Origin of the sequence: Agrobacterium tumefaciens (assembly GCF_013337285.1) — a bacterium.
GTDB classification, from domain to species: Bacteria; Pseudomonadota; Alphaproteobacteria; order Rhizobiales; family Rhizobiaceae; genus Agrobacterium; species Agrobacterium burrii.
This window is the reverse complement of record NZ_SUPW01000009.1, coordinates 174,256-188,770: the sequence shown is the minus strand read 5'-3', so window position 1 is coordinate 188,770 and position 14,515 is coordinate 174,256. Positions and strand designations below refer to the sequence as shown.

The 14,515-nt window shown below is 60.1% G+C and carries 14 protein-coding genes; 10 read left to right on the top strand and 4 right to left on the bottom strand.

Annotation, left to right across the window (positions count from 1 at the left end):
- The 4 genes from FCH38_RS20795 to FCH38_RS20780 form a co-directional block, all read right to left on the bottom strand.
- Positions 1-639 (bottom strand): carbohydrate ABC transporter permease (locus FCH38_RS20795; protein ID WP_174375000.1); only part of this gene is annotated, 639 nt, incomplete at its 3' end.
- A gap of 12 nt (positions 640-651) precedes the next feature.
- Positions 652-1,524, bottom strand: coding sequence for a carbohydrate ABC transporter permease (locus FCH38_RS20790; protein ID WP_149901728.1), 873 nt, complete (start codon positions 1,522-1,524; stop codon positions 652-654).
- A gap of 124 nt (positions 1,525-1,648) precedes the next feature.
- A complete protein-coding gene (locus FCH38_RS20785) occupies positions 1,649-2,926 on the bottom strand; it encodes a D-tagatose-bisphosphate aldolase, class II, non-catalytic subunit (protein ID WP_174374999.1) in 1,278 nt (425 codons plus the stop codon).
- Positions 2,923-3,912 (bottom strand): tagatose kinase, encoded by a 990-nt coding sequence (locus FCH38_RS20780; protein ID WP_174374998.1) that lies wholly within the window; start codon positions 3,910-3,912, stop codon positions 2,923-2,925. The genes FCH38_RS20785 and FCH38_RS20780 overlap by 4 nt, the downstream gene beginning before the upstream one ends.
- Before the next feature lie 330 nt (positions 3,913-4,242).
- Between FCH38_RS20780 and FCH38_RS20775 the strand changes: the two genes are divergently transcribed.
- The 10 genes from FCH38_RS20775 to FCH38_RS20730 all read left to right on the top strand — a co-directional run bounded on the left by FCH38_RS20775 (position 4,243) and on the right by FCH38_RS20730 (position 14,502).
- Positions 4,243-5,556, top strand: coding sequence for an ABC transporter substrate-binding protein (locus tag FCH38_RS20775; RefSeq protein ID WP_174374997.1), 1,314 nt, complete (start codon positions 4,243-4,245; stop codon positions 5,554-5,556).
- Between the two features lie 261 nt (positions 5,557-5,817).
- Positions 5,818-6,588 carry a galactitol 2-dehydrogenase gene (locus FCH38_RS20770; protein WP_174374996.1) on the top strand — a complete coding sequence of 257 codons (771 nt, stop codon included), beginning with the start codon at positions 5,818-5,820 and terminating at the stop codon, positions 6,586-6,588.
- 16 nt (positions 6,589-6,604) lie between these two features.
- The gene (locus tag FCH38_RS20765) at positions 6,605-7,615 is read left to right on the top strand and encodes a D-altritol 5-dehydrogenase (RefSeq protein ID WP_174374995.1); all 1,011 of its coding nucleotides are present in this window, start codon (positions 6,605-6,607) and stop codon (positions 7,613-7,615) included.
- A gap of 116 nt (positions 7,616-7,731) precedes the next feature.
- Complete coding sequence (locus FCH38_RS20760) at positions 7,732-8,748, top strand: LacI family DNA-binding transcriptional regulator (protein WP_153516801.1); 1,017 nt, start codon at positions 7,732-7,734, stop codon at positions 8,746-8,748.
- 262 nt (positions 8,749-9,010) lie between these two features.
- On the top strand, positions 9,011-10,369 hold the full coding sequence (locus tag FCH38_RS20755; RefSeq protein WP_174374994.1) for an NAD(P)H-dependent oxidoreductase: 1,359 nt from the start codon (positions 9,011-9,013) through the stop codon (positions 10,367-10,369).
- Positions 10,370-10,386: 17 nt separating this feature from the next.
- Complete coding sequence (locus FCH38_RS20750; RefSeq protein WP_149901475.1) at positions 10,387-10,689, top strand: putative quinol monooxygenase; 303 nt, start codon at positions 10,387-10,389, stop codon at positions 10,687-10,689.
- A gap of 12 nt (positions 10,690-10,701) precedes the next feature.
- Positions 10,702-11,604 carry an NAD(P)-dependent oxidoreductase gene (locus FCH38_RS20745; RefSeq protein WP_174374992.1) on the top strand — a complete coding sequence of 301 codons (903 nt, stop codon included), beginning with the start codon at positions 10,702-10,704 and terminating at the stop codon, positions 11,602-11,604.
- A gap of 21 nt (positions 11,605-11,625) precedes the next feature.
- Positions 11,626-12,621 (top strand): DctP family TRAP transporter solute-binding subunit, encoded by a 996-nt coding sequence (locus tag FCH38_RS20740; RefSeq protein WP_149901473.1) that lies wholly within the window; start codon positions 11,626-11,628, stop codon positions 12,619-12,621.
- Between the two features lie 55 nt (positions 12,622-12,676).
- On the top strand, positions 12,677-13,225 hold the full coding sequence (locus FCH38_RS20735) for a TRAP transporter small permease (RefSeq protein ID WP_174374991.1): 549 nt from the start codon (positions 12,677-12,679) through the stop codon (positions 13,223-13,225).
- Entirely contained in the window at positions 13,222-14,502 is a 1,281-nt protein-coding gene (locus tag FCH38_RS20730; protein WP_149901471.1) for a TRAP transporter large permease, read from the top strand. Before FCH38_RS20735 ends, FCH38_RS20730 begins: the two co-directional genes overlap by 4 nt.
- Positions 14,503-14,515: the final 13 nt, after the last annotated feature.

Sequence of the window (14,515 nt, the reverse complement as noted above, 5' to 3'; positions counted from 1 at the left end):
GGTCCAGAAGGATTCGTTCCAGGCGAGGATGACGTTGAGCAGCAGCGTCGAGGCGATGCCGGGCACCGCCATTGGCGTCAACACATGGACGATCTCGTTCCACAACGATGCGCCATCCATGCGCGACGCTTCGAGGATCTCGCCGGGGATTTCCCGAAAGTAAGTGTAAAGCATCCACACCACGATCGGCAGGTTGATGAAGGTGAGCATGATGGTGAGCCCGATGCGGCTATCGAGCAGGCCGGCATTGCGGAAGATCAGGTAGATCGGCACCAAGACGGCGACCGCCGGCATCATCTTGGTGGAGAGCATCCACATCAAAATGTCCTTGGTGCGTTTGGTCGGCGAGAACGCCATGGCCCAGGCGGCGGGAATGGCGATGATCAGCGCGATGATCGTTGAGCCGAGCGACAGCACCACCGAGTTCATGAACGGCTTGAAGTAATCGCGCTGGGTCTGGACGGTGATGTAGTTTTCCAGCGTGCCTGATGGAATGAGGCTGAAGCCTGATATCGCCTCGGGCTCGGTCTTGAGCGAGGTGAGGAAGGCGTAAAGGATCGGGAAGAACAGCAGCAGGGCAACCGCCCATGCCGCGATGGAAAAGCCGATCTTTGCGCGTGTGGTTGTCTTGCGGGCCATGATCGGTTCTCCTTAACGGTCCAAATTCTTGCCGACGGCGCGCATCAGGAAGATGGCGACGATATTGGCGAGCACGACGGCGATGATGCCGCCGGCCGATGCGCCGCCGACGTCGTACCCCAGAAGCGCCGTGCGATAGATGAGGAAGGCGAGGTTGGTGGAGGCATAACCCGGCCCGCCATTGGTGGTGACGAGGATTTCCGCGTAGACGCCGAGCAGGAAGATCGTCTGGATCAAGATGACGACGGTGATGGCGCGCGATAGGTGCGGCAGGGTCAGATAGATGAAGCGGTTGACGAAGTTGGCGCCATCCATCTCTGCGGCTTCCCTCTGTTCGCCATCGAGCGATTGCAGGGCGGTCAAGAGGATCAGCGTCGCAAACGGCAGCCATTGCCAGGCGACGATGATGATGATCGACAGCAGCGGAAACTGCGCAAACCAGTCGACCGGCTGGAAACCGAAGAAGCGCGAGAGATCGGCGAGCACGCCGTAACCGGGATGCATGATCATGTTCTTCCACACCAAAGCTGCGACAGGCGGCATGACGAAGAAGGGCGAGATGATCATGATGCGCACGATGCCCTGGCCGAAAATGTCATTGTCGAGCAAGAGCGCAATGGCGATGCCGCCGATGACGGTGATCAGCAGCACGCCGCCGACGATCAGCAGCGTGTTCCAGATCGACTGGAAGAAGGCCGGGTCGGTGTAGAAATACTGGTAATTGAACAGGCCGGCAAAGCTGACATTGGCCGGGTTCAGGAGATTGTAGTTCTGGAACGAGAACCACAGCGTCATCGCCAGAGGCACGATCATCCACACCAGCAATAACAGCACCGATGGCGCAAGCATGACCCGCGCAAGGCCGCTCGTGTTTCGTGTTGCCATTGGTAGTCCTCCCTCACGAATACAGTTATAAGTTTGAGCCGGATTTCAGATGAAAACCGCTCGCACTTCCCCCATTTCGCTCCGGCGGCCTCTGCCGCAGGGGCATCCGGATTTATGATTGGCGTCAGTGGCGGCCTTCGCCCGTCGCCGCGTGATAGGTCGCCAGCACCTGATCCACAGCCGCGATCAAAATCTCTTCCGCGTCCTCGCCCGCAACCGTTGCGAGCGGCAATTCGCCGAGATATTGGCGCAGCAGGGTTTCGGGAATAGTCTTCCCATCCAGCGCCTTATGCAAGGCGGAAACGGCTGCAAGCGCTTCCGGCCGTGTCCAGTAATAGCGGATGCGGTCGCTGTAGCTATAGTGGCGCTGCAATCGGAGCGTGATGTCGTCGCCGTGGTAATGGCCCTGCCAGTCGCCCGGCGCGCTTAACATCAGTTTTTCCATGGTCCGCGCCAGCGGCCGCGCACCATAAGAGCCGATCATTTCGGAGGCGATCATATCAAGCGCATAAAGCGCTTCCCGGTAAGCGAAGGTCAGGCCCGGTCCCACTTTGAGGATCGGATATCCGTCATGCACGAGTGCGGCAAGTGCGGTCTCGGTCTGGTAATCGGTCGAATGGGCTTCGAAGACCAGTTGCGGTTCGCCGTCCAGCACGGCGCTGAGCGCTGTGGCCGCCTGCGGATCATAAGCGACGACATTGTCGCTGCCGAATTCCACGCCGGGCTGCACGACAAAGGCGATGACCCGTTCGAACGCTTGCGAAAGACCGTGCTGTGCGAATATCTCGCGGTGAAGTTCAATGGTGTTACGCGCCGCCTGCGGCTGCGTTGGTGCGACCGTGTCGAGCACGTGGTCTGCGCCGCCCGGTACCGGCACTTCGGTGCCGAGAATATAAAGCGGCTTGGGCAGGCCGGCCTCAGCGGCGGCCTTTTCGGCGACGGCCGCGAGTTTCGCGGCGCGGTGGGCAATCGTTACGTCGTCCAATGCCGCCGGCTCACCGGCGCAGCCCATCGAGGCATCAAGGTGGATCTTGCGAAAGCCCGAGGTAACATAGGCCTCGACCATGGCGGCGGCTTTTGTCAGCGCTTCCTCGGCCTTCTCCTTGCGCCACGGGTTGGGGCCGAGATGATCGCCGCCGAAAATCAGAAGCTCGCCGGGCAGCCCTTCTTCCGCAGCGATGCTGTTGACGAAGGCGATAAAGTCACGCGGGGTCATGCCGGTATAACCGCCGAGATGATTGACCTGATTGCAGGTCGCCTCGATCAGCACTGCTGTCTTGCTGGCGGCGGCGCGGCGGATCGCGGCGCGCAGCACGACGGGGTGGGCCGAACAGACTGACGTGATGCCCGCAGGCTTGCCGGCGCGACGCGCCGTGGCGAGATTTTCCAGAACGCCGGTCATAGCGTTTCCTCCGACAATTGTGTGGCGATGAAGGCGTCAAGTTCGGCAAGGCTGGCGGCACCCTCCATCGGGCCGCGCCTGATGACGTTGTGGGCGCCTGATGCGTTTGCATACGCGAGCGCCTGTCGGGGATGCATGCCGAGGCGGCGGCAGGTGAGGTAGGTTGCGCCGAAACAGTCGCCGGCACCGGTCGGGTCGATTTCCTCCACCATCAGGCCGGGGGCGTCGATGCGCCCATGGGCGCGGCTGAAATGGCTTGCGCCGTTAGCGCCGCGTTTCAGCACGATCTCGCCGATGCCCGACGCGAGCAGCTTTTCGATCGCCGCGTCCTCGTCATCCAGACCCGAGGCGGCCTGGAGCTCTTCGCCGGAGGGCAGCAGGAGGTCCGTGACGCCAAGGAGGTCATCGATCAGCCTGCGGCCTTCGTCGCCCTGCGCCAGTTCCTTGCGAATGTTCGGATCGAAGGAAACCGAACCGCCGCGCGCTTTGACGCTTTTAACGGCCTCGAGAATGATCGCGCCAATGCCGGCAATCGCGAAAGCCGATCCCATGACGTGCACATGGCCCGCCTTTTCGATGAGCGCCTGCGCCTCATCGGTCATCCGTGTTTCGCTGGCCGCCGAATGGGCGATGTTGAAAACGAAATCGCGTGCGCCGTTTTCGCGGTAGCGCACGAAAGCACTGCCGGTCGGCCGGTCCGCTATGGTGGCGATGGCCGAGACATCCACGCCGTCGCGACGCAGCCGCTCAATATTGAGGCGGCCGAAATCATCGTCGCCCACCGCAGCGATGATGCCGGCGGTCCCGCCGCACCGCGCCACCTGATCGATGAAGATGGCGGGCGCGCCGCTCGGAAAAGGGCCGATCAGCGTCTGCGGCTTCAGAAAACCGTCGCCCACCGTCGTCGCCATGATCTCCACGAGGATTTCGCCGGCCGTGATGGTCGGGCCTTTCATGTGCGGCGCCAGTGCGGATGCCTGCCTCATCGTCTCCTCCATATGCAGTCAGCTCCCATCCTTCCGACGGGTGAAAATCCCCGGCATTTCGGGTTCGTTGTTTTCCGGATATCAGTTAAAATTTACGCGCGTCAAGATATTAAATGATGAAAAACATGTTGCGTCGCAGCAAGAAAAATCGGCTTGTTAATAATTTTTGTTGACAATATTCGCTTTAAAACAAAGATTTAACGTCTTTTGCGCAAGCGTTGTCACGTCCTTGTTTATTTTTGGATGTTGACAACAAGCGTGATTTTGCGAGATAAAAAATTTACGCATGTATTGTTGTGCGTGGACATCCGTAAAGGAGGAGCGGGTCTCATGAACAAATTCATCGGAATTCTGTCGTCGTCTGTGGTGGGAGCAGGCCTTCTGGCCGGGCTGGCACAGGCGGAAGAAATCAACATCGCCACCGTCAACAATGGCGACATGATCATCATGCAGAAGCTTTCCAGCGCCTGGGAGAAGGAAACTGGAAACAAGATCAACTGGATCGTGCTGGAAGAGAATGTTCTGCGCGAACGTGTCACCACCGATATCGCCACCAATGGCGGCCAGTTCGACGTCATGACCATCGGCGGTTACGAAGCGCCGATCTGGGGCAAGCAGGGCTGGCTGGCCCCGGTCGACGATCTCGGCGACGACTACGATTACGCCGATCTGCTCGACCCGATCAAAAAAGGCCTGACGGTGGACGGCAAGCTTTATGCCGTGCCCTTCTACACCGAAAGCTCGTTTACGCTTTACCGCAAGGACCTGTTCGACGCCGCCGGCCTGAAGATGCCGGACAATCCGAGCTACGCCCAGATCAAGGATTTCGCCGCCAAGCTGACCGACAAGTCGAAACAGCAATATGGCATCTGCCTGCGCGGCAAGCCGGGCTGGGGCGAGAACATGGCTTTCCTCGGCACCATGATCAATACCTATGGCGGACGCTGGTTCGACATGGACTGGAAACCGCAGCTGACGAGCGAGCCGTGGAAAAAGGCGATCGCCGATTATGTGGCGCTGATGACCTCTTATGGTCCGCCCGGTGCGGCCGCCAACGGCTTCAACGAGAACCAGACCCTGTTTTCCTCCGGCCGTTGCGCCATGTGGATCGACGCCACCTCGGCGGCGGGCCGCGTTTATGATCCCAAGCAGAGCCAGGTTGCCGACAAGACCGCTTTCACGCGCGCGCCGGTCGAAGCGACGCCGAACGGGTCCAGCTGGTCGTGGTCGTGGAACCTTGCAATTCCAAACAGTACGAAGAAGCTTGAAACCGCCAAGTCCTTCGTCAAATGGGCGACTTCGAAGTCCTATGTAAAGACGGTTGGTGAAAGCGAAGGCTGGGTGGCCGTGCCGCCGGGGACGCGCAAATCCACCTATGAGCTGCCGGAATACAAGAAGGCCGCGCCCTTTGCGGATACGGTACTGAAAGCCATCATGTCCGCCGATCCGTCCAAACCGACAAAGGATCCGGTGCCCTATACCGGCGTGCAATTCGTCGCCATACCGGAATTCCAGTCCATCGGCACGGTTGTCGGCCAGCAGATCGCGGCAGCCCTTTCCGGCCAGCAGACCGTCGATGCGGCGCTCGAAGGCGCGCAGAAACAGGTCGAGCGTGACATGACCCGCGCGGGCTACATCAAGTAGCCGCGTCCTCCCGGCGTGCCGCCCGTTCGCCTCCTGGTGGCGGGCGGCATGGGTGGTTTCACACACCCGCCGCCCTCATTCCTGTGCTTGTCACAGGAATCCAGCCAGCCCAAGTCCTTGGGCTGAAAAGACTCTCTCGCCGCGTAGACACGCGTCGGCTGGATTCCTGTGACAAGCACAGGAATGAGGGGGGGAATCGCATCTAACAACAAACGCAGGGCCGAATTCATCGACTGCCCGCCATGCATCACGGAGATCGACATGAGATTGAACAACAAGGTTGCGCTGATCACCGGCGCTGCCCGCGGTATCGGCCTTGGTTTTGCGCAGGCTTTCGCCGCTGAGGGCGCAAAGGTCATCATCGCCGATATCGATATCGCCCGCGCGACGGCGTCCGCCGCCGCCATTGGCCCCTCGGCAAAGGCGGTGCGGCTGGATGTGACCGACCTCACCGGGATCGATGCGGTGGTAAAGGCGGTGGATGAGGAATTCGGCGGCATCGATATTCTCGTCAACAATGCCGCGATCTTCGATATGGCGCCGATCAACGGCATTACCGAAGAGAGCTATGAGCGGGTGTTTGACATCAATCTCAAGGGACCGCTGTTCATGATGAAGGCCGTCTCCAATGTCATGATCGAGCGCGCGCGCGGCGGCAAGATCATCAATATGGCAAGCCAGGCCGGACGGCGCGGCGAGGCGCTGGTGACGCTTTATTGCGCCTCCAAGGCGGCGATCATTTCCGCCACGCAATCGGCGGCGCTGGCGCTCGTCAAACACGGCATCAACGTCAACGCCATTGCGCCGGGTGTCGTGGATGGCGAACACTGGGAAGTGGTCGATGCGCATTTCGCCAAGTGGGAAGGACTGAAGCCCGGCGAGAAGAAGGCGGCGGTGGCCAAATCCGTGCCGATCGGCCGTTTCGCCACGCCTGACGACATCAAGGGGCTGGCGGTTTTCCTCGCCTCTTCCGACAGCGACTATATTCTCGCCCAGACATATAATGTCGATGGCGGCAACTGGATGAGCTGAAAAGCCGGAGATGACCATGCATGCCATTCAATTCGTCGAGAAGGGACGCGCCGTTTTGGCGGACCTTCCCGTCGCCGATCTGCCGCCGGGCCACGCCCTTCTCCGGGTCAAGGCTTCCGGCCTGTGCCACACCGATATAGACGTGCTGCATGCGCGTTATGGTGACGGTGCGTTTCCCGTTATCCCGGGGCACGAATATGCCGGCGAAGTTGCGGCCGTGGCTTCCGATGTGACAGGCTTCAGGGCCGGTGACCGTGTGGCCGTCGATCCCAATTTGCCATGCGGCATCTGTGCCAGTTGCAGGAAGGGGCTGACCAATCTTTGCAGCTCGCTGAAGGCCTATGGCGTTTCCCACAATGGCGGCTTTGCGGAATTCAGCGTTGTGCGCGCGGATCACCTGCACGGCATTGGTTCGATGCCCTATCATGTCGCGGCACTTGCCGAACCGCTCGCCTGCGTCGTCAACGGCATGCAGAGTGCTGGCATCGGTGAGAATGGTGTGGTGCCGGAAAGTGCGCTGGTGTTTGGCGCCGGTCCCATCGGCCTGCTGCTTGCCCTGTCGCTGAAAGCACGCGGCATTGCGACGGTGACGATGGCCGATATCAATGAAAGCAGGCTGGCCTTTGCCGAAAGTCTCGGGCTTAAGGTGGCAGTTTCCGGCTCGGAAGCACTGCTTCGGCAAGTAAAATCTTTCGATTTTGTGGCCGATGCGACGGGTATTGCCCCCGTCGCGGAAGCGATGATCCCGCTGGTTGCGGATGGCGGCACCGCGCTGTTCTTCGGTGTCTGCGCGCCGGATGCCCGCATTTCGGTGGCACCCTTCGAAATCTTCCGGCGTCAGCTGAAGCTTGTCGGGTCGCATTCGCTCAACCGTAACATACCGCAGGCGCTTGCCATTCTGGAGACGGACGGTGATGTCATGGCGCGGCTGGTGTCGCATCGGCTGCCGCTTGCGGAGATGCTGCCGTTCTTTACGAAAAAACCGTCCGATCCGGCGACGATGAAAGTGCAATTTGCGGCCGAGTGATCTTTTGGCCGTTGATAACCGCGTTCGACCGGCTTTTCGTGCGAAGGCCGGTCGATATAGAGTACCACATGTAATATTTCATGGGGGCAAGCACTTTGGCCAAATCTATCAGGACGATGGAAGAGTTTTCGGAATTCGTCGGCCTTTCCCGCCCGACCGTTTCGAAATACTTCAATGATCCGGCCTCGGTCCGCAAGAAGACGCGCGACGCCATCGAGGAAGCGCTGAAGAAATCCGGTTTCCGGCCGAATATTTTCGCCGTCAATCTCAACCGCCGCCGCTCCAATATCATCGGCATCATCATCCCGAATTCGACCGACCCCTTCTATATGGCGCTGACGAGCCGTATCGAGCTAATCGCCAACGAGGCGGGGTTCCTCGCCTTCGTGCTGTCGTCGGATGGCAAGGCGGAAATCGAAGACCGCGCCATCCGCACCTTCAAGTCGATGAATGTCGCGGGCGCGATCATCGCCCCGCTCGGCGTCAAATCGCACCGCGCCACGCTGGAGCAGCTCGCGGCCAGCATTCCGATCGTTTATGTCGATTCGCCGCTCGACGAGACCTCGGCCTTTGTCGGCACCGATAATCGCCAGAGCGTGGGGCTGATGGTGGATTACCTCTGCCGTTCGGGTGAACCGCCCTGTTTTTTTGACATGCCGCAGGTCAACACCAACGCCGCGACGCGCCGCACCGCTTATGTGGAGGCGATGCAGCGTCTCGGTTTCGAACCGCATGTGCTTGAGGTGCCGGATATCGTCACCTGGGATTTCGAGCGTTTCGCTTTTGATGAGGCCGGCCGGTTCTTGGACCGGACGGAGCTTCTGCCATCGCGCACCATCCTGTGTTCCAACGACCGTATCGCCTTCGGCGTCATTGCCGCCGCTTTCCAGAAGGGCATCAGGGTCGGCCATGGCGCGGATTACGATCTCAGGGTCGCCGGCCATGACGACCATCCGCTGTCGCGTTATGCCTGTCCGCCGATTACCACGGTGGCGCAGAATTACAACGAGATCGGCAGGCTGTCGATCGAGCTTCTGCTACAGAAGATGAACGAGGGGGCGGATGATGCCGCCACCCGGATGCGGGAGCGCATCCTCCTCAGCGCCGATCTGATGCTGCGCAAATCAGCCTGATGATCTGTTAGAAAAATTAAACGAAAAATCTGATTTTCTAAATAGAACTAATATTTGAACGCTCCTACTCTGTTCTCAAGGTTGCTTTGGGAGGCGACCGCGAGAGCCGGCGCAAAGGCGTGCCGGGATCCGGGAGGAACGCAGAAACGTCATGTCGCCGGTGCCGCGAGGGGTGAGCCTTCGCAGCCTCGGTATTGCATGGCCTTCGCCGGGCAGACTGGACACTCTCGCCAGCAATTTCCCCAGCGAAGGATGTCAAAACATGAATCTCTATTCTCTTCTGTCAGCGCGTGCAGCCGGCGGCAAACCTGTGCGGGTCGGTCTCATCGGTGCCGGCAAGTTCGGCTCCATGGTGCTGGCGCAGGCGCAGCGCATCGCCGGTTTCCATATGGTCGCCGTCGCCGATCTCAATGTCGGCAAGGCCCGCGAATCGCTGGAACGCGTCGGCTGGCCGAAGGAGCGTTATGATGCGACGAGCTGCGCCGAAGCGCTGAAAAGCGGCAAGACCTATGTTACCGATGATGTGAACGAGCTTTTCGCCTGCGGCGAAATCGAATGCGTCATCGAGGCGACCGGCCACCCGCTTGCCGGTGCGCGCCATGCGCTCGGCGCCATCGAACACAACAAACATGTCGTCATGGTCAATGTGGAAGCCGACGTCATGGTCGGGCCGATCCTGGCTGAAAAGGCGCGGGCCAAGGGCCTGATCTATTCCATGGCCTATGGCGATCAGCCGGCGCTGATCTGCGAACTGGTGGACTGGGCGCGGGCTTCCGGTTTCGAGGTGGTCTCCGCCGGCAAGGGCATGAATTTCGAGCCGCGTTACCGTTATTCGACACCGGACACGGTCTGGAGTTATTTCGGCTGGACGGACGAGGAAGTGGCCAAGGGCGACTTCAATCCGAAAATGTACAATTCCTTCACCGACGGCACCAAGGCGGCCATCGAAATGGCGGCTGTCGCCAACGGCACGGGGCTGGATTGCCCGGATGATGGTTTGGCCTTCCCGCCCGCCGGCCTGCACGATCTGGCCCGCGTCTTCCGCCCCGCAGCCGATGGCGGCCGTATGTCGCGCTCGGGTCTCGTGGACATCGCCGCGAGCCAGGAACCGGATGGGCGCGAGGTGTTCAACAACATCCGATACGGCGTTTTCGTCACCTTCAAGGCGCATAATGAATATGCCCGCGCCTGCTTCAAGCAATATGGCCTGCTGACCGACCCCTCCGGCTGGTACGCCTCCATGTGGCGTCCGTTCCACATCATTGGTCTGGAAACCTCGATCAGCGTGTTGTCCGCCGTGCTGCGTAACGAAGCCACCGGTTGCTCCAAGGAGTTCCGCGGCGATGCCGTCGCGACCGCCAAGAAGGACATGGCACCAGGCGAAATGCTTGATGGTGAGGGCGGTTACGCGGTCTGGGCCAACGCCATTCCGGCCACCCGCAGCCTCGACATCAAGGCCCTGCCAATCGGCCTTGCCCATAATGTCAAGCTGAAGCGCGCCATCAAGAAGGACCAGATCGTCAGCTTCGACGATGTCGAGCTGGTGAACGATCTCGATGTGGTGAAGCTTCGTCAGGACATGGAAAACAACTTCCGCCCGCAAAAAGACGCCGCGGCGTAATGGGCGGAGAAACCGAAATGTCGAACGGTGCTTTTGTGGTGATCGCGGAATTTCGGGTGAAGCCCGGGTCGATGGACGCTTTTCTCGCCGCCGCGCGCGATGACGCCACCCATTCGGTTCAGGACGAACCGGGTTGCCGGCAATTCGACGTGGTACGGCCGGAAACGGGAAACAATGTGGTGTTCTATGAGGTCTATGACAGCCGCCAGGCTTTTGACGACCATCTGAAAACACCCCATCTCGACCGGTTCCGCGAGGCGTTTCCCGCCCTCATCGAAGAAGAACTGCCGGTACGCTTTTTAAACCGGCAATGGCTCTGAAAGATGGAAACGATGGCTGACATTCGCCAGATCGCCGTTATCGGAACGGGTATCATGGGCGCCCCCATGGCGGGGCGTCTGGCGGAGGCCGGGTTTTCCGTCAAGGCTTGGAACCGCAGCGCTGAAAAAGCTGCGGTTCTGGCGGCAAAGGGCGTGCAGCCGGCAGCCACGGCTTCCGAAGCTGCGGCCGAAGCCGATGTCGTCATCTGCATGCTGAGTTCCGGGCCGGTCTGCGACGAGGTTCTGCTCGGTGCCTCGGGTGTCGTTTCCACCATGAAGCCCGGTGCTATTCTGCTGGTGATGAGTTCCATCCCGGTCGACAGCGCACGGGAACAGGCGGAGGCGGCAAAAGCTCATGGCGTCGCTTATGTCGACGCACCGGTTTCCGGCGGTGAAAAAGGGGCGATAGAGGGAACGCTCGCGATCATGGCCGGCGGAGAGCAGCGGGATGTGGACGCCTTGCGGCCACTCCTCAATTGCCTTGGCCGCGTCACCCATGTTGGGCCGGTGGGCTGCGGCTCATTGGCCAAGCTTGCCAACCAGCTGATCGTCGCCTCGACAATCTGCGCCGTTGCCGAAGCTTTGACGCTGGTTGAAGCAGGGGGAGCCGACCCGGCGCAGGTGCGGCAGGCTCTGCTTGGCGGTTTTGCCGATTCCACCGTTTTCCGCCAGCACGGCAAACGCATGGTGGAGGGCGATTTCCGCCCCGGCGGGCCGGCGAAATATCAGGTGAAGGATACGTCCACGGCGCTGGCTTTCGCCAAAAGCCGTGGCCTGAAGTTACCGGTCGGCGAGGAGGTTGACCGGCTGTTCCGCTCCATGGTCGAGCATGGTGCGGGCGAGCTTGATCACAGCGGCGTGATCCTTGAAATTAAACGCATAAACGCGTTCGGAGGAACGCGCGAAACAGTCTAGAGACAACAAAGGGAGGAACACATGAAAATTTCAAAACTTTACGGGCTGGCTCTCGCCGCCACCATGCTGGTCGCATCGATTGCTCAGGCGGAAACGCTGACACTTTCGACGCCGGATCCGGACAATTCCGAAATTACGCTGGCTGCCAACAAGTTCGCGGAGCTGGTGTCGGCAAAAACGAATGGCGAAGTCACCGTCAAGGTCTTCCCGAACGGTTCGCTGTATGGCGGTGATCCATCGGGCGCCGTCAAACAGCTGGCGGGCGGATCGCTCGACATGCTGCTTTTGGCGACATCGCTTTATGCGAATTTCGACCCGCGTTTTTCGGCGATTTCCATTCCCTATCTTTTTGACGATGAAGAACAGCTTCGCACCTATCTGGAAGGTGAGCAGGGCAAGGAGCTGATTGCCGGGCTGGAAAAGATCGGCATCAAGGCGGTGGATCTGTGGCCGCGCCCCTTCCGCCAGATGACCAATTCCAAGCGCCCGATAACCTCGCCGGATGATCTCAAGGGTTTGAAGTTCCGCGTTCCCAACAATCCGCTCTGGGTGGAATTCTTCAAGAAGATGGGCGCCGCACCAACGCCGCTCGCCTTTGCCGAGGTCTATAATGCCCTGCAGCTGAAAGTCGTCGACGGGCAGGAAAACCCGATCAACGTGCCGCTGTCTGCAAAATTCTACGAGGTGCAGAAATACGTCTCGATCACCAACCACATGGGTGACGGCTGGGTTCTTGGCATCAGCCCCGCCAAGTTCAATGCGCTCAGCGATGCGCACAAGGCAGCCGTCGAGGAGGCGGCGAAGGAAGCGGAGGTGTGGAAGGTGCAAAACGACGCCTCGAGCGCGGAAACGACGATCGCCGAACTGCAAAAACACGGCATGGAGGTCAATCGCCTGACGCCAGAGCAGCAGAAGGCGTTCGTGGAAGTCTCGAAGGGTCTTTATCCCGTCTTTGCCGGGCTGGTGAAGGATCAGGCTTTCTTTGACAAGACCATTGCCGCCGTCGGCAAGAAATAAGGCAATCAGGTCTTCCGGGCCGGCGCACAGCCGGTCCGGTCGGGAGGACAGATTTATGGACGAAACGTCATCATTTTTCGGCAGGGTCATCAGATTGGCGACCGACGTGCTGGCCGGTCTGGCCGCTATCGGGGTTCTGGCCGTCGTGCTTTTGCAGGTGTCGACCCGTATGTGGGGAACCCCGGTTTCCTGGACCGAGGAAGCGACACGATATCTTTTCATATGGATGGTGTTCCTGGGTGTGGCGGGCAGCTTCCGCACCGCCGACATGGCGCGGGTAACGGTGTTCATCGCCCTGATGCCCGCCTTTGTGCGGCGTCTCGCGCTGCCCATCTACGTTCTGTCGTCGGTCGTCTTTTTCGGCCTGATGATCTGGACGGGCTGGACACTGGTGCGCCAGCAATATGTGATGAATGAAGCCGCCGCGACGCTTGCCACGCCCATGTGGATGATCGGCATCATCATTCCGCTCAGCGCGGCTCTCGGCATTGCCGCCATCGTGGAATCCCTGCGCCAGCATCGCGATCGCATCGAGCTGCCGGAAGGCCTGCAGCCTCTGGCCGATGCCGATCTGGTCGCTGGAAATATGGAGAAACGGCCATGAGCCTGACGCTGCTTGGACTTTTCCTTCTCATGAGCGCCTTCGGCGTTCCGCTTGCCGTCGCACTCGGACTGGCCAGCGTCGCCTCCATCGCGCTTTACACATCGATGCCGATGGACCTTCTGGCGCAAACCATGTTTTCGGGCATGAACTCATTCCTTCTGGTGGCGGTGCCGCTTTTCATTCTTGTCGGTGTTCTGATGGAACGGGGCAAGGTCGCCGAACGGCTGTTTGACTTTGCCGAGGCGATTGTCGGCTGGCTTCCCGGCGGTCTCGGCCACGTCAACGTCGCCTCGTCGGTGATTTTCGGCGGTGTCTCCGGTTCGTCCGTCGCCGATATCGCTTCGATCGGCGCCATCGAGATCAAGGCCATGGAGCGTCACGGTTTTCCGAAGGGATATGCCGTAGGGCTGACGCTCTGCACTTCCACGCTTTCCTCGATCATCCCGCCGTCGATCCTTATCGTTATCGCCGGCTCAGTCGCAAACGCCTCCATCGGAACGCTGCTCGTGGCAGGGTTGGTGCCGGGATTGTTCCTCGCATTCGTCTTCATGGTCTACAATCACATCTATGCGGTGCGTAACGGCTTCAATCCGCCCACGCCTTTTAATGTTCGGCGTGTGGTGACGACCGGCCTTGCGGCCATCCTGCCGATGCTGACGCCGGTGATCCTGCTGATCGGTATTGTCGATGGCTATTTCACGCCGACGGAAGCGGCCGGCATTGCCGTTGTCTACACGCTGTTTCTGGCCGTCATACTTTACCGCACGATCCCGTTTTCGGCGCTGCTCGGCATCTTCATGGAAACGGCGCGGACATCCGGCTCGATCCTGTTCATCGCAGCGACGGCAAAACTGGCGGCCTGGGTTTTCACCTTTGACGGCCTGCCGGCGCAGGTTGCGGTTTTCCTTGGCCATATCAGCACCGGGCCGACCATGGCGATGGTTCTGATCTTCCTGTTCCTCATCGTCGTCGGCATGTTCATGGATGCGATTGCCGCCATGTTCATTCTGATCCCGGTGCTCATGCCGCCGGCCGTCTCGCTTGGGGTCGATCCGATCCACTTCCTGATCGTCATGGTCATCACCCTGACGCTCGGGCTTGTCACGCCTCCGGTCGGTGTATGCCTGTTTGCGGTGGCGCAGGTGGCGAAAATGTCGATCGAGGATGTGATCAAGGGCTCGCTTGCGCCGATGTCCATCCTCGTCGCCGCGATCCTCGCCCTTGTGCTGTTCCCGGATCTGACACTCGCGCCGATCAGGCTGATGGGTCTTTACTGACGCGGAGCCGGAC

Excerpts from the sequence above, each read along its gene's own strand:
- FCH38_RS20790 (WP_149901728.1), bottom strand. The coding sequence starts at position 1,524 with ATGGCAACACGAAACACGAGCGGCCTTGCGCGGGTCATGCTTGCGCCA.
- FCH38_RS20785 (WP_174374999.1), bottom strand. The coding sequence starts at position 2,926 with ATGACCGGCGTTCTGGAAAATCTCGCCACGGCGCGTCGCGCCGGCAAG.
- FCH38_RS20780 (WP_174374998.1), bottom strand. The coding sequence starts at position 3,912 with ATGAGGCAGGCATCCGCACTGGCGCCGCACATGAAAGGCCCGACCATC.
- FCH38_RS20775 (WP_174374997.1), top strand. The coding sequence starts at position 4,243 with ATGAACAAATTCATCGGAATTCTGTCGTCGTCTGTGGTGGGAGCAGGC.
- FCH38_RS20770 (WP_174374996.1), top strand. The coding sequence starts at position 5,818 with ATGAGATTGAACAACAAGGTTGCGCTGATCACCGGCGCTGCCCGCGGT.
- FCH38_RS20765 (WP_174374995.1), top strand. The coding sequence starts at position 6,605 with ATGCATGCCATTCAATTCGTCGAGAAGGGACGCGCCGTTTTGGCGGAC.
- FCH38_RS20760 (WP_153516801.1), top strand. The coding sequence starts at position 7,732 with ATGGAAGAGTTTTCGGAATTCGTCGGCCTTTCCCGCCCGACCGTTTCG.
- FCH38_RS20755 (WP_174374994.1), top strand. The coding sequence starts at position 9,011 with ATGAATCTCTATTCTCTTCTGTCAGCGCGTGCAGCCGGCGGCAAACCT.
- FCH38_RS20750 (WP_149901475.1), top strand. The coding sequence starts at position 10,387 with ATGTCGAACGGTGCTTTTGTGGTGATCGCGGAATTTCGGGTGAAGCCC.
- FCH38_RS20745 (WP_174374992.1), top strand. The coding sequence starts at position 10,702 with ATGGCTGACATTCGCCAGATCGCCGTTATCGGAACGGGTATCATGGGC.
- FCH38_RS20740 (WP_149901473.1), top strand. The coding sequence starts at position 11,626 with ATGAAAATTTCAAAACTTTACGGGCTGGCTCTCGCCGCCACCATGCTG.
- FCH38_RS20735 (WP_174374991.1), top strand. The coding sequence starts at position 12,677 with ATGGACGAAACGTCATCATTTTTCGGCAGGGTCATCAGATTGGCGACC.
- FCH38_RS20730 (WP_149901471.1), top strand. The coding sequence starts at position 13,222 with ATGAGCCTGACGCTGCTTGGACTTTTCCTTCTCATGAGCGCCTTCGGC.